The sequence below is a fragment of the Bradyrhizobium sp. AZCC 1719 genome (genome assembly GCF_036924525.1).
Lineage (GTDB): Bacteria > Pseudomonadota > Alphaproteobacteria > Rhizobiales > Xanthobacteraceae > Bradyrhizobium.
The window spans coordinates 5,851,161-5,865,137 of the sequence record NZ_JAZHRU010000001.1 but is presented as its reverse complement, the minus strand read 5'-3'; the positions used below and the strand labels follow the sequence as shown (position 1 = coordinate 5,865,137).

The following is a 13,977-nucleotide window of genomic DNA, read 5'->3' as shown; positions in this document are numbered from 1 at the left end:
GTTTCAGGTTGGCGGCTGCTTCGGCCCTTATGGCTGTTCTCAGCTTCTCTTCTCTCCATGCGCAACAAGGCAATGCTGCTCGCGGCGAACGTAATTTCAGGGCCTGCGCAGCATGCCATTCGCTGGAGCGCGATCGCAACATGACGGGACCGAGCCTTGCTGAACTATGGGGACGCAAGGCCGGTACGCTGCCAAGCTTCGAGCGCTTTTCCGATGCGTTGAAATCGTCCGGACTGACGTGGGATGACCGAACGCTCGATCAATGGCTGACCGATCCGCAGCATCTCGTTCCTGGCAACGAGATGACATTTGCAGGAATCAAGGAACCTCCGGCCCGGGCAGACCTCCTGGCGTTTCTGAAAGAAGCCACCAAACCCGGCGCGGCGCGGAGCCAAACCGCGCAACAAGACCAGAGGGGCGGCATGGGAGGCATGATGGGTGGCGGCGCCGATCCAAATCTAAAGGCGCTTGAACCGGGCATTCAGGTCAAAACCATCGGTTATTGCCGCGACACCTATCGTGTCACCACAGCCGACGGCAAGACACGCGCCTTCTGGGAGCGCAACCTCCGCTTCAGGACGGATACCAGTAAGGATGGGCCCGAGAAGGATGCGCCGGCTCTCTTGGGCGCAGGAATGATGGGTGATCGGGCAGCCGTGATCTTTTCGGCGCCGGAAGAAATCATGAACTTCGTCGAGCGCCGCTGCTAGACTGTAACCGACCGGGTGGACGATTGCGTTGTGCACGTTGGCGGGGCGCGGTGTTTGGGCCGACTGTTGCGCTGGTAACTCGCAGCATTTTCCGAGGTCGCCGCCGTCTGAGCGAAGGACAGACACTGCACTGCCGCTTTCTACGCTGGTTGAGCCTTCAATTCACCAGCGGATTGGCGGACCACCACGAATGCGCCTTGAAGCGCAAGTCCGGCCATGCACGAAGCAACAATCACATCCGGCCAACCGGTACCGGTGCCAAACACGCCGAGCGCGGCCAGCAGCACGGCGAGATTGCCTAGAACATCGTTACGGGTGCAGATCCAGGCCGAGCGCATGTTGGCGTCGCCGTTGCGATAGGCCCATAAGAGTCCGAATGACGCAACATTGGCTGCAAGGGCCATGACTCCGACCGCACCCATGGTGAATGCACTCGGCAGCGTCCCGTGTGCGGCGTGCCAGATGGCCATGGCAATTACCCAAAGGCCGAAGGCTCCCATAGTGGCACCCTTGGCAAGCGCCGCTGATGCGCGATAGCGCAGTGCCATCCCAACCACAAAGAGGCTGATCGCATAGTTTCCCGCGTCGCCGAGAAAATCGAGCGCGTCGGCCTGGAGCGAAGCCGATCCCGCCGCCAAGCCTACGCCGATCTCGGTGAGGAACATGGCGGCATTGATGCCAAGGACCACCCAAAGAACCCGGCGATAAGCCGGATTGCCGCGGTTCCGGTCCAAGTTCAGGGGCGGAGGTGTGCAACAAGCATCGGCCATCCACGGAAAGTAGGACGCAAGTTCGTGTTACACAATTGCGTCACCAGGAAAGCGACAGTCGACCCTGGAGCAGTGCGAGCGTTGCGTTGCATATTCATTGGTCAATCGCGATCCTGACAAGCTCCGTGAAATCCATCATCGGTTCCGAGCTATGCGCGCCGGCCTGATGGGACTCGCGAGCAGAACTGATGGAGACGAGGCATGGGCTTCTACAACGACATTATCCTGCCGCGGGTTTGCGATCTCGCGATGCGCAACAAGCAGCTTCGGCCATATCGCGAGCGGGTGATCGGCGCGGCCGAGGGTCGTGTGCTCGAGATCGGGATCGGTTCGGGCCGGAACTTGCCGTTCTATCGGCCGCCGGTGAGGGAGCTCTTGGCGCTGGAGCCGGCCCCGAAGCTCATCGCAATGGCCCGCGATGCTCTGCATCCGGGTACGCCGGTCAACTTCATCGAGGCTTCGGCGGAGGCCATTCCACTCGATGATCGCAGCGTCGATACGGTGGTGACGACCTGGACCTTGTGCAGCATTCCGGATGCCGCCATGGCGCTCACCGAAATGCGGCGCGTGCTTCGCCCTGGCGGCAAGCTGTTGTTCGTGGAACACGGCATGGCGCCGGACAAGAATGTGAGACGGTGGCAGGACTGGCTGACGCCGGCCTGGAAATGCATCAGCGGCGGCTGTCACCTCAATCGACCGATCAGCACGATGATCGAAGCGGCAGGATTCAGGATTGATCGGGTGGAGACCGGCTATATGCCAGGACCCAAGGCGATGACCTTCATGTATGAAGGCAGCGCCCGGCCGAACTAGCCAGGCTATGCCGCGCGCACCTGACCAAGAAACGCGTCGACCTGCTCGCGCAACTGCTGCGACTGCCGCGACAGATTGCCGGCGGCGGTCTCGACCTGGCTTGCCGCTGCGCCAGTGGCTGCCGCGCCCTCGGTGACGCCGCCGACATTGGCGGACACTTCCTGGGTGCCGGCCGCAGCCTGTTGCACATTGCGCGCGATCTCCTGGGTCGCCGCGCCCTGTTGCTCGATGGCAGAGGCGATGGTTGTTGCGATCTCGCTGATTTCGCCGATGGTCTTGCCGATGGCCTCGATCGAGACGACGGATTTCTGCGTGGCTCCCTGGATCGCGGATATCTGGGAGGCGATCTCCTCGGTGGCTTTTGACGTCTGCTCGGCCAGGCTCTTCACCTCGGCCGCGACGACGGCAAAGCCCCTGCCGCTGTCGCCGGCACGCGCCGCTTCGATGGTGGCATTGAGCGCCAGCAGATTGGTCTGCGAGGCGATGTTGTTGATCAGCTTGACGATGTCGCCGATCCGCTGCGCCATCGCCGCAAGGCCCTGAATTTCGGCGTTGGTTCCCTGTGCTTCCTGCACGGCCTTTGCCGCGATCGCCGCCGACTGGCTGACCTGCCGGCTGATTTCGGTGACGGAGGCGGACAGTTCCTCCGTGGCGGTGGCCACCGTCTGCACGTTGCTCGACGTTTCCCGCGCGCCCGACGCCACGGCCGAGGCCTTGTTGGTATTCTCGGTTGCGACCGCTGCCATCCTTTCGGCGGTGGCGCGCATTTCGACGATCGATGTCGCGACGGCATCGAGCACGCGGCTGGCGCTCTGGTCGAAGCCTGAAGTCAGCGTCTCCATCACCTGTTGACGTTGCTCTTTCTTCTGTTGTTCCGCTCGCTGTTCGGTAGCCAGGGCGTTCGCTCTGACGGCATTGTCGCGGAAGACCGCGACCGATCGCGCCATCTCGCCAACTTCATCAGCCCGCGCCAGCGCAGGGATGTCGATCGACAGATCGCCGCCGGCAAGGCGCTGCATGGCGGCCGTCATGGCGGTCAAGGGGCGGATCACGCGCCGGGACAGCACCCAGATCGACCCCATGCCGACAACGATACCGAGCAGCGTGACGAGGGCGACGAGAATGAGTTGGGTTCTTGCCGCCGCAGCCTTGGCCGTCGCGTGGACATTGGTGACTTCGACCGCGGCATCCTTGATCCGGACGATGGATTCCAGTGCAGGGTTCGACGCGTCGTACCATTGCTGGACCGTCATCGAATAGCCGGCGCCCGCGATGCCTGCCTTGTAGATTGTATCGGTTTGAACCTTGAAATTGCCGAGGAAGTTTTGCTCGGCGGCGGCAACGGCAGAGACAAGCGGCGACGCCGCTGCGGCGGTTAGATCGCGTATCGTCTGCCAGTTCGACTGCACCTGCCCGCGCCAATTGGCGATGTCACGCTGCTGCTCGGTCGATAGCGCGCGGCCGGCCGAGATATTGCCGGCGTGAACGGCGCGTTCGCGGCCGGCATATTCGCGCATCAGGAAAGCGCTCTGCTTGACCATCGTCAGCTCGCCGACAATGGCATCTTCCCTGCTGATTTCGCGCGAGGCAATGGTCCAGAGCGATTGAATCCGGGTCAGGAGGTCCGAGACGGCCGGGTACCAGGATTTGAGCAGTTCGGCATCGCGCTGCTCCTTCGGGATTTGAAGGGCGGAATCTGCGCTGCGGCGGAGCTGCCTGACGCGTTCATAGGCCTGCTCGACGTCGGCAATCAGCTTCTTGCCTTCCGGCGTCGCGGTGGCGGCAATCTGCCGGAGCGCCGGGGCCAGCACGGCATCGCCCTGCGAACGGCGCTTCTGGATCACTTCGCCAGTCTGAGCATTTGCCGGGGCAGGCGCTTGCAGCGCCGTATTGGTCTGACCGCGTTCAAGCTGAATGTTCTCCAGTCCCTTGAGCAGGTGATCGGCGTTCGCATTCACCTCGGCAACGCGGACGGCGGCCGTGTAGCTGCGCCAGGCATCTGCGCCGGTAATGGCGCAGGAGATCAGAACCAGCACCGCGAGCACCCCGACGATCACGGCGAGGGTGGTCTTGACGGTGAACGTGCCCGAAAGGGCCTCGCGCTTCGAATGCATGGGGATACCTTCCGGCTGGCGGCCCCTTGATGACGGCCTCTTTCTTACTACCAGCCGGCCGTTACCAAGCCGCTAATTGGAGCGCTGGGTTGTAATGCCAACGTACTGTCTTGAAAGTCTTTTCGGCATTTTCTGATATTCGTTCGGACGAGCCACGTCCCTCAAGTTGCAGGCGCGGACGGGGTTGGCAGCATGCCGCGCGTACGGGCGATGCCCTCTGTCGCTTCAATCCAGTGTTCGGCCAGGGTATGAGCGTGGCAGCGGAGGAAGCCGTGATCCTGGACCGGTTGTTGACGGAAGATGCCCCCATGAAGCGCCTGGCACGTGACTTTGGTATGGCTTTGACCAAGCTCGCCGCGCAGGATCCCGAGGTGCACCGGCTGACCGTAGCAGTCTCGCAGCTCCTCAAGCCGCAGGCTGCGCTGCGTGAGCCAGCGCTCGCGGCGCGCGTGATGTCACTAATATGACGGGCAATGTGGGTGACCGTGATGGACTTTGTCACCGTGACGAACGGAGCGATCAAGCTCAACGTGGCCGTCAGCGGCTCGGGCCCGCTGATTGTCTGCGTACATGGATTCCCGGAGCTCGGGTACTCCTGGCGGCACCAGATCGCGCACTTTGCGGCAGGGGGGTTTCGGGTAGCCGCGCTTGACGTGCGCGGCTACGGACGGAGCTCGAAGCCGAGAGAGATCACGGCATACACGCTACGTCATCTCGCCTCTGATGTCGTTGCTGTGATCGAGCATATGGGAGATGGCCCGGCCGTTCTGTTCGGCCACGACTGGGGCGCGCCCATCGTGTGGCACACGGCACTGCTTCACCCCGACAAAATCAGGGCGGTGGCTGGCCTGAGCGTGCCGTTCCGTCCGCGCGGACCCGTGCCTTTCATCGAACTTGCGCGATCCATCTACAAGGGACGCTTCTTCTACCAGATTTATTTCCAGCAAGAGGGCGTGGCGGAGGCCGAACTGGAGACGGACATCGCCGGTGCCCTGCGCAAGGTGTATTTTGCACTGTCCGGGGCCGCGCCTCACAACAAGTGGCTCGAGCCGAAGCCGGCGGAGGCACGGCTGCTGGATGGGCTCGTCGATCCGCAGCCCTTTCCAGGCTGGATGAGTGAGACCGATCTGGCGGTCTATGTCGATGCGTTTCGGGCCGGCGGCTTTCGCAGTCCACTCAACCGCTACCGCGCACAGATACTCGACTTTGCCGAGCTGGCCGAATTGAGCGGACGCAGTATTGCGCAGCCATCGGCCTTCATCGCCGGCGAGCGTGACCCCGTGCGCGCCTTCGTCCCGGGCGTGGATCTTTACGCCGACCCCGGAGTTGCCTGCTCCGATTTCCGCGGCTCCACCATCATCCCCGGTATCGGACATTGGGTGCAGCAGGAGGCGCCAGAGGCGACTAACGCGGCGCTCGAGGCGTTCGTGCGCGGGCTGTAGCGCGGTCGTGCGGTGCAACAAGCACCGTTAGATCCATCGGCACGATTCCGCGCAAGAGTACAGCTACGGTGCAGCAGTCTGCCGGCCCTTGCTGCGGTCAGAAAGCAAGATGACAACTTGCCGCGATGGTGGCAGGATGGTGGCAGACGTGGTTTCAAGGCAAGGCGACTTAGAAGAAACGAAGAAAATCGATCGCCAAGGTCACGTCGTCCAAGGGAGGAGATTGCTCATGAAACGCTTGTTTCTGGGATTGGTCGCCGTTGCCCTGATCGCATCGGCGTTCGTCGGATCCACCACTACAGTCATGGCGCAGACGAAGGTGCTGAAGATGCAGGCCACATGGCCGGCGTCGCTTACGCTCTATGACAACTTCACCTACTTCGCCGAGCGGGTGAACAAACTATCGGCCGGCGCGCTGAAGATCGAGGCGATGCCCGCCGGCCAGGTCGTGCCGGCGTTCGAAGTACTGGACGCGACCAACAAGAAGGTGCTCGACGGAGCGCATGCGTGGGCCGGCTACTGGACCGGCAAGAACAAGACCGCAATCCTTTTCACCGGCGGTCCCGGCGGCACGTTCGGCATGGACTACATGGACGTGATGGGCTGGTTCTATCACGGCGGTGGCCTCGATCTGTACAACGAGTTCTATCAGAAGGAGCTCAAGCTCAACGTCGTCGTGTTCCCCATCCTGCCTGCAGGACCGCAGGCGTTCGGCTGGTTCAAGAAGCCGATCCAGACGGTCGAGGACATGAAGGGCATGAAGTGCCGCCAGACCGGCATGGCCGGCGAAGTGTGGCAGGCGCTCGGCTTCACGGTGGTCAACATGCCGGGCGGCGAGATCATTCCGTCCGCTCAGCGCGGCGTGATCGATTGCGCGGAATGGGTCGGCGGCATCGAGGACATGCAGCTCGGCTTCCACAACGTCTGGAAGTACCACTATTCGCCTGGCCTGCATGAGAACGTGACGGTCGGCGAAATCGTGATCAACGGCGATGTGTGGAAGGAGCTCAGCGCTCAGCAGCAGGAGATCATCAAGTCGGCGGCGAACGAAACATTCCTCGTCTGGTGGACCAAATGGCAGCGCCAGAACGCCGATGCGCTGAAAGAGATGCAGGAGAAGCACGGCGTACAGATCCTGCGCACGCCGACCGAGATCCTGCTGACCTTCATCAAGAAGTGGGACGAGATCGCGGCGGCCGAGAGCGCCAAGAACCCGTTCTTCAAGAAGGTGCACGATTCGCAGAAGGCCTATGCCAGCGCCGTGGTGCCGTACAAGCGGTCCTATTTCCCGCCATACTCCTTCATGGCGAACTACTACTTCCCCGTCGAGAAATAGGGCTTCGTCCGGGGGCGGCCGGTTTCGGCCGCCCCCATTCACGCGCAGCCGGCCCGCGTCGCGCCGCAAGGCGCGCCGCACCGACGTCGGCGGGAAGGGGAGGGATGGCTGAGATAACTGACAGACAGTCGCCGGCGCTGCTGGCAGCAATCCGGGTCATCGATGGCTTCACCGACCGGACCGGCACGGTCATCTCGTGGCTGTCGGTGCCGCTTGTTCTGGCCGTCGCCTACGAGGTTACAGCGCGCTATTTGTTCAACGCGCCGACCATTTGGGCCTACGACGCAACCTACATGCTCTACGGCTCGCTGTTCATGCTCGGCGCTGCTTACGCGCTGCACAAGGGCGCTCATATACGCACCGACTTCTTCTGGGAGAAGTTCTCCGTCCGCAGGAAGGGCTGGATCGATACGATCTCCTATATCGTCTTCTTCTTCCCGAGCCTGATCATGCTGTTGCTGATTAGCTGGAACGAATTTCACTACGCCTTTCAGATCAACGAGACCTCGGACCAGACACCATGGCGACCCGTGCTGTGGCCGTTCAAGTTCGTCGTGCCGCTCGCCTGCTTCCTGCTGCTCATCCAGGGCGTGTCCGAGTTGATCAAGAGCATCTACATGATGCGCACCGGTGTCGAACTTGAGCACAAGGAGAAGGTCGAGATATGACCGCAGAAGCGCTCATCGGCCTCATCATGCTTCTGGTCCTGCTTGGAGCGATCTTCATCGGCGTGCCGATCTCGTTCACATTGCTGTTTCTCGCCTTTTCGTTCGGCTACTGGGGCATGGGCGGGACGGTCTTCGAACTAGGCTACTTCCAGACCATCGGCATGATGAAGGAGGAGCTGCTGGCCGCCGTGCCGCTGTTCATCTTCATGGGCTTCATCACCGAGCAGGCGGGCCTCATGGAGCGCCTTTTTACGGCGTTCCGCATGCTGCTTGCGCCGGTGCGCGGCGCGCTCTTCCTCGTCGTGATCCTGACCTCGACCGTGTTCGCGATGGCGACGGGCATCGTCGGCGCAGCCGTCACCGTCCTTGGCATCATGGCCTCGCCGATCATGAACAAGGCGGGCTATGACCCCAAGCTTTCGGCGGGCACCATCACCGCGGGCGGCACGCTCGGCATTCTCATTCCCCCGTCGGTGATGCTGATCGTGATGGGGCCGGTGCTCGGGGTCTCGGTCGCCGATCTCTATGCGGCAGCCTTCGGGCCGGGCTTCCTGCTGGCCAGTCTCTACATCACCTATTTGATGGTCCGCGCCTTCTTGAACCCCAAACTCGGGCCGCCGGTGCCAATGGACGAGCGGATCTATTCTGCGTGGTACATTGCGCGCGAGGTGATCATCGGCACGCTGCCCCTGCTCGGGCTCATCACGGCGACGCTCGGCTCGATCATCGGGGGGCTTGCGACACCGACGGAGGCTGCCGGGATCGGCAGCGTCGGCGCCCTGATCCTGTCCATCGCCTATGGCAGGTTCTCGCTCGGCGGACTGCAGCGCGCGCTGATCTCGACGATGGCGACGTCGAGCATGGTGCTGCTGCTCGCGGTCACGTCGAATATTTTCGGTGCGGTGTTCGCTCGCCTCGGCTCGGCGAACTGGATCACCGAGACGATGCTCGGCCTCCAGTTGCCGCCCAGCCTCATGCTGATCGTCGTGCTCGTGCTCATTTTCCTGCTGGGTTGGCCGTTCGAATGGCCAGCCATCATCCTGGTGTTCCTGCCGATCTTCTATCCCGTCGTGAAGGGCATGGGCATCGATCTCATATGGTTCGGCGCGCTGGTCGCGGTGGTGCTGCAGACCGCCTTTCTGTCGCCGCCGGTCGCTATGTCAGCGTACTATCTCAAGCAGGTGGTCAAGGGCTGGAGCCTCGCGACGATTTACGCCGGCATGTTCCAGTTCATGATCCTGCAGGTGATCTGCGTTGGGCTGATGATTGCCTTCCCCGGCATTGCGACCTGGTTCCCGCACACGCTGCACGAGGCGTCGCGCAGTCAGGTGATTCCCGAGGAGTACAAGAAAATCCTGGAGCAGCAGAGGCGGGCACCGTCCCTGGAAGACGAAGACTGGTCGACACCAAAAAAGAAGTAGCCGGGTGTTGTGCGTGCCGGCTCCAAAAAGCAGGCTGTGGCGGAAAGGGCGACAAACGGAAGGCGCGTTGTGAACGCTGCCTTTCCGTCTTACTTTCGCACGATCGAGCCGGCGCGCCCGACGAGCCGTGCCAGTTGCTTGAAGCGGCTGCCGACGCGGTCGGCGACGAGATCGACCATGCGATGCTCAAACACCAGCATCAGCTTGCGGCCGTTGGTGCGGAAATGCGTTGCGGGTAACACGCCGGTGCGTGCCGCCGTTATCAGATGCGCGACGCGGAACGCCGCGCCGAGAATGCGCGCACGCTCATCCAGCGCCGGCGGCACCAGCCCGCGGACGCGCTCCGGCGGCTCGTTCTCTTCGCTCAAGCCCGCATAGCGGTAGAACACCGACAGTGCGACAAAGGCGCGGCCTTGATGGCTGATCGAGCCGAAATTGCCGTTGGTGATCAGGCTCAGCGTTTCCTCGCCGCGGTGGTCGGGGTGCACGCGCCATCCGATATCGGAAAGCAGGCAGGCGGCGTGGCGGAGCCGGCGGTCCTCCTCGGTCTCGCGGAGCTTCACGACCCGCACCAGCCGATCGGTCCATGCGACCAGTTCCTCGGCGTGGCGTGAGGAGCGCGACAACAGTCCGTTCAGGGTTTGGGCTGCGCAGATGAAGCCGTCCTTGGCGCGCTCCTGCGGCGGCAGCATCTCGTAGAGCAGGCCTTCGCGGACGCCAAAGGTGGAAAACACGATCGTCTTCGGCCGGCCGACGCGGATGATGTATTCGAGCACCAGCGCCGCATAAGTCAGGAGCGGACGCCGGGCGTCCGCAACCACTTCGATGTCCGCGAGCATGTTGGCGGCCGCCAGCCGACGCAGGCGGCGGGCGAAATCGAGCGCGTCGGCGGCAGGTAATGAATAGCCATGCATCACGCGTAGCGGATAGCCGCTCTGGACGATGTGAATACGTGCGAGCGCGCGCCAGGTGCCGCCGACCGCATAGAAGGTGCGGCCATGGCCGGCCTTGAGCTGGGCGACGCCGGACAGATCGTCGCGAACGATGCGCTCGGCACGCTTCAAGGATTTCTCCGAGAGATCCTGTAGCGCCAGGCTTCCTAGCGGCAGCGTGACGCCGCTGTGGACCCGGTTTTTCTCCACATCGATCAGTTCAAGCGAACCGCCGCCGAGATCGCCGACGATGCCATCGGGATTGTGGATGCCCGAGATGACGCCGAGTGCGGACAGTTTTGCCTCGCGCGGACCGGACAGGATCTGAATCGGCGCGCCGCAGATGCGCTCCGCTTTGGCAATGAAGTCGGGACCGTTCTTGGCGTCGCGGCAGGCGGCCGTGGCGATGGCGAAGACGCGCTCCACCTGCTGGATACGACACAGCGCGCGAAATCGCCGTAGCGCCGTCAGCGCCTTGGTGACCGCATCCTCGGCCAACAGGCCGGTGCTCTGCACCTCGCGGCCGAGCCCGCACAGCGCCTTCTCGTTGAAGATGGTGACGAGGCTGCGCGCCATCGTCTCATAGACGACGAGACGAACCGAGTTCGAACCGATGTCGATGACGGCGACGCTGGAAGCGCGCTTGCGCGGCCGCTTCACAGCGGCGCTCCCTTATGACGATTGCTGACGCTCGGTACGACGCGTGAGGCGGCGCGGCGAAGATTCCTTGAGAGACTTTCCACGTCCAGACAGGCTCGGATTCGTCATGAAATAGTTATGCAGGTTGAACGGCTCTTCGCCTTTCGCGGCCTTCATACGCGTTGAAGACCCATCCGGCAACAATTGCCAGCTCTGCTCAGTATCCTTCAGATTCGCGACCATGATCTGTTCGAGAACCTGCTGATGTACCGTGGGATTTTGCAATGGACAGAGGACTTCGACGCGGCGGTCGAGGTTTCGCGGCATCATGTCGGCGGACGAGATATACACAGCCGCCTTCGGGCCGGGCAGCCCTTGCCCCATACCAAAGCAATAGATTCGGCCGTGCTCCAGGAAGCGGCCGATCACCGATTTGACGCGGATATTGTCCGATAGCCCGGGTACGCCAGGCCGCAGGCAGCAGATGCCGCGCACCACCAGTTCGATCGACACGCCGGCCTGTGAGGCCTCGTAGAGCGCGTCGATGATGTCGGGGTCGACTAGCGAATTCATCTTCATCCAGATCGCGCCCGGCTTGCCGTGCCTTACGTGATTGGTCTCGCCCTTGATGTGTTCGATGATGCGCTTGCGTAGTGTCAACGGCGACACCGCCATCCGCTCGATGTCGCTCGGCTCCGCATAGCCGGTGATGTAGTTGAATACCCGCGCCGCGTCGCGGCCGATGATCGGGTCCGACGTGAAATAGGAAAGGTCGGTATAGATGCGCGCGGTGACCGGATGATAATTGCCGGTGCCGGTATGCACATAGGTCGTCAGGCTGCCGCCCTCGCGCCGCACCACCATCGACAGCTTGGCGTGCGTCTTCAGTTCGAGAAAGCCGTATACGACCTGCACGCCGGCGCGTTCGAGGTCGCGCGCCCAGCGGATGTTGGCTTCCTCGTCGAACCGCGCTTTCAGCTCGATCAGCGCGGTCACCGACTTGCCGGCTTCCGCGGCCTCGGCGAGCGCCCGCACAATCGGCGAATTGCTCGAGGTGCGGTAGAGCGTCTGCTTGATGGCAACGACGTCGGGGTCGCGGAGGGCTTGCTGCAGGAATTGCACGACGACGTCGAAGGATTCGTAGGGGTGATGGACGACCAGGTCCTTTTGCCGGATCGCGGCGAAGATGTCGCCGCCATGGTCGCGCACCCGCTCGGGATGGCGCGGCACATAGGGCATGAATTCGAGGTCGGGCCGGTCGAGCCGCGTGAGCTGCGAGAGCTCGTTCATCGCCAGCACGCCATCGACCAGAAACACCTCGTCGTCGGCGGCGGAAAGCGCCTGCTGCACGAAGGTGCGCAGCGCTTCCGGCATTTTGTCTTCCATCTCGAGGCGGATCACCGAACCGCGCCGCCGCCGCTTCAGCGCGGTCTCGAACAGGCGGACCAGATCTTCGGCCTCTTCTTCGATTTCGAGTTCGGAGTCCCTGATAATGCGGAAAGCGCCCTGGCCCTTGACGGTGTAGCCGGGGAACAGCCGGCCGATGAACATGCCCGTGGCTTGCTCCAGCGGGATCAGGTGCACCGCGCCGTCCTTGGTCGCCGGCATCCGGATGAAGCGGTCGATCTTGCCGGGCATGCGGATCAGCGCGTTCATCGCCTTGCCATCGGACGTTCGCAACAATTGCAGCGCGATGGTGAAGCCGAGGCTCGGGATGAACGGGAACGGGTGCGCGGGATCGATCGCCAGCGGCGTCAGCAGCGGGAAAATGTTGTGGAGGAAGTGATCCTCGAGCCAGCCGCGCTCCGCCTTGGTGAAGTCGTGACCATCGACGAGCTTGATGCCGGCATCCGACAGGGCGGTCCGCAGATCGCGCCAGATAGCCTGCTGGTCGGAAGCGAGTTCCGAAACCGTCCTGTTGATGAGAGTGAGCTGCTCGGACGGCGTCAGGCCATCGGGGCTGCGTTCAGCGATGCCTTCGCGGACCTGCGCCTTGATGCCGGCGACGCGAACCATGAAGAATTCATCAAGGTTATTGGCTGAAATCGACAGGAATCGCACCCGTTCCAGCAATGGATGGCCCGGATTGACCGATTCCTCGAGCACCCGGCGGTTGAAATGCAGCCAGGATAGTTCCCGATTGATGAATCGCTCCGGGCTCGTGACGATCGTGGGCAGAGCCTCGGCAATCGGCTCTTTTTCTTTTATTTCAACGGCTTGTACCAATTCCATAAGGCTTTGATCCATCGCGAGCGAGGCAGGGCCGACTTTAAGGGAATGCGGCCGCCAGCATGTGATACGCCGATGACGTTTCAATGACATTGACGTTCCGCGCAGAGCCGGCGTCAAGGCGGCAGGACGCAGCAGGAGCTGCCCGATCAGGCGCTGCGCAAGAGTTCCGCGGCCAGTGCCCGGGTGACCGGCCGGCCGAGCCGCAGCGCCTCGGTATCCAGGAGCTCGACCGCCTGGCGGGCGGCGGCATAGGAGCGCTCGATTCGGGTGGCGAGGTAGCTCACCACCGTCTCGTCGATGCTCAATTGGCGGTCCGCGCAGAATTTGACGATCAGGCCACGAAACAGCAGGTCATCCGGCGGCAACAGCGACACGAGGGGGGCGGCGCGCAGCCGCGACCGGAGATCGCGCAGTTCGATCTCGAACGCCGCCGGTGGAACGCGTCCCGTGATCAGGACGAAGGCCCCGTCCTCGCGCGCCAGGTTCAGGAGGTGAAACAAGGCGCGTTCGTCGAAGTCGGCCGGCCTCAGATCCTCGACCACCAGTGCTCCGGTGGCGAGCGCGCCGGGGACGGCAGCAGCGTCAAGCGCGTGCGCCGAGATCGAGCGCGCGCCCGCCTGTTCGGCCCAGATCGCGGCGAGATGGCTCTTGCCGGAGCCCTCCGGCCCCGCCAGCAGCATGATGCGGTTCGGCCAGTCCGGCCAGCTTTCGACCAGCGCGAGCGCGGCTTCATTGGCCGGACCCTCGAGGAAATTGTCGCGCGTCAGGCTCTCCGCATGCGGCAGCGCAAAGGCTAGCTGACGGGGTTGAACGCGAACTACCACGCAAATCTCCAGGCCGGGATATCGCGGCCTTCATAGCGCCTTCAAGCTAAATCGCCACCGGTTCGTGTGAAGAAAA

At 62.9% G+C, this 13,977-nt stretch carries 12 protein-coding genes; 7 read left to right on the top strand and 5 right to left on the bottom strand.

What is annotated here, in order from left to right; translation table 11 throughout:
- Positions 1 to 8 precede the first annotated feature (8 nt).
- Complete coding sequence (locus V1292_RS27750; RefSeq protein WP_334375778.1) at positions 9 to 710, top strand: c-type cytochrome; 702 nt, start codon at positions 9 to 11, stop codon at positions 708 to 710.
- 140 nt (positions 711 to 850) lie between these two features.
- Here the strand turns inward: V1292_RS27750 and V1292_RS27745 are convergent, their stop codons facing one another.
- The gene (locus V1292_RS27745; RefSeq protein ID WP_334375777.1) at positions 851 to 1,480 is read right to left on the bottom strand and encodes a cation transporter; all 630 of its coding nucleotides are present in this window, start codon (positions 1,478 to 1,480) and stop codon (positions 851 to 853) included.
- A 201-nt stretch (positions 1,481 to 1,681) separates the two neighbouring features.
- Between V1292_RS27745 and V1292_RS27740 the strand changes: the two genes are divergently transcribed.
- Positions 1,682 to 2,293, top strand: coding sequence for a class I SAM-dependent methyltransferase (locus V1292_RS27740; RefSeq protein WP_057846461.1), 612 nt, complete (start codon positions 1,682 to 1,684; stop codon positions 2,291 to 2,293).
- 5 nt (positions 2,294 to 2,298) lie between these two features.
- Here the strand turns inward: V1292_RS27740 and V1292_RS27735 are convergent, their stop codons facing one another.
- The gene (locus tag V1292_RS27735; RefSeq protein ID WP_334375776.1) at positions 2,299 to 4,407 is read right to left on the bottom strand and encodes a methyl-accepting chemotaxis protein; all 2,109 of its coding nucleotides are present in this window, start codon (positions 4,405 to 4,407) and stop codon (positions 2,299 to 2,301) included.
- A 254-nt stretch (positions 4,408 to 4,661) separates the two neighbouring features.
- On the opposite strand from V1292_RS27735, the gene V1292_RS27730 reads away from it, so the two are divergent.
- From V1292_RS27730 to V1292_RS27710, 5 genes are all read left to right on the top strand, one after another.
- Positions 4,662 to 4,874, top strand: a complete 213-nt coding sequence (locus V1292_RS27730) for a hypothetical protein (RefSeq protein ID WP_334375775.1) — start codon at positions 4,662 to 4,664, stop codon at positions 4,872 to 4,874.
- A gap of 21 nt (positions 4,875 to 4,895) precedes the next feature.
- The gene (locus tag V1292_RS27725) at positions 4,896 to 5,849 is read left to right on the top strand and encodes an alpha/beta fold hydrolase (protein ID WP_334375774.1); all 954 of its coding nucleotides are present in this window, start codon (positions 4,896 to 4,898) and stop codon (positions 5,847 to 5,849) included.
- 229 nt (positions 5,850 to 6,078) lie between these two features.
- On the top strand, positions 6,079 to 7,185 hold the full coding sequence (locus tag V1292_RS27720; protein ID WP_334375773.1) for a TRAP transporter substrate-binding protein: 1,107 nt from the start codon (positions 6,079 to 6,081) through the stop codon (positions 7,183 to 7,185).
- Between the two features lie 104 nt (positions 7,186 to 7,289).
- Entirely contained in the window at positions 7,290 to 7,853 is a 564-nt protein-coding gene (locus V1292_RS27715; RefSeq protein ID WP_334375772.1) for a TRAP transporter small permease subunit, read from the top strand.
- Positions 7,850 to 9,274, top strand: coding sequence for a TRAP transporter large permease (locus V1292_RS27710; RefSeq protein WP_334375771.1), 1,425 nt, complete (start codon positions 7,850 to 7,852; stop codon positions 9,272 to 9,274). The genes V1292_RS27715 and V1292_RS27710 overlap by 4 nt, the downstream gene beginning before the upstream one ends.
- Before the next feature lie 89 nt (positions 9,275 to 9,363).
- On the opposite strand, the gene ppx is transcribed toward V1292_RS27710, so the two are convergent.
- The 3 genes from ppx to V1292_RS27695 form a co-directional block, all read right to left on the bottom strand.
- Positions 9,364 to 10,866, bottom strand: a complete 1,503-nt coding sequence (gene ppx, locus V1292_RS27705; RefSeq protein ID WP_334375770.1) for an exopolyphosphatase — start codon at positions 10,864 to 10,866, stop codon at positions 9,364 to 9,366.
- Between the two features lie 12 nt (positions 10,867 to 10,878).
- Positions 10,879 to 13,077, bottom strand: coding sequence for an RNA degradosome polyphosphate kinase (locus tag V1292_RS27700; protein WP_334375769.1), 2,199 nt, complete (start codon positions 13,075 to 13,077; stop codon positions 10,879 to 10,881).
- Positions 13,078 to 13,223: 146 nt separating this feature from the next.
- Positions 13,224 to 13,901, bottom strand: coding sequence for a chromosomal replication initiator DnaA (locus V1292_RS27695; RefSeq protein ID WP_334375768.1), 678 nt, complete (start codon positions 13,899 to 13,901; stop codon positions 13,224 to 13,226).
- Between the last annotated feature and the right edge of the window lie 76 nt (positions 13,902 to 13,977).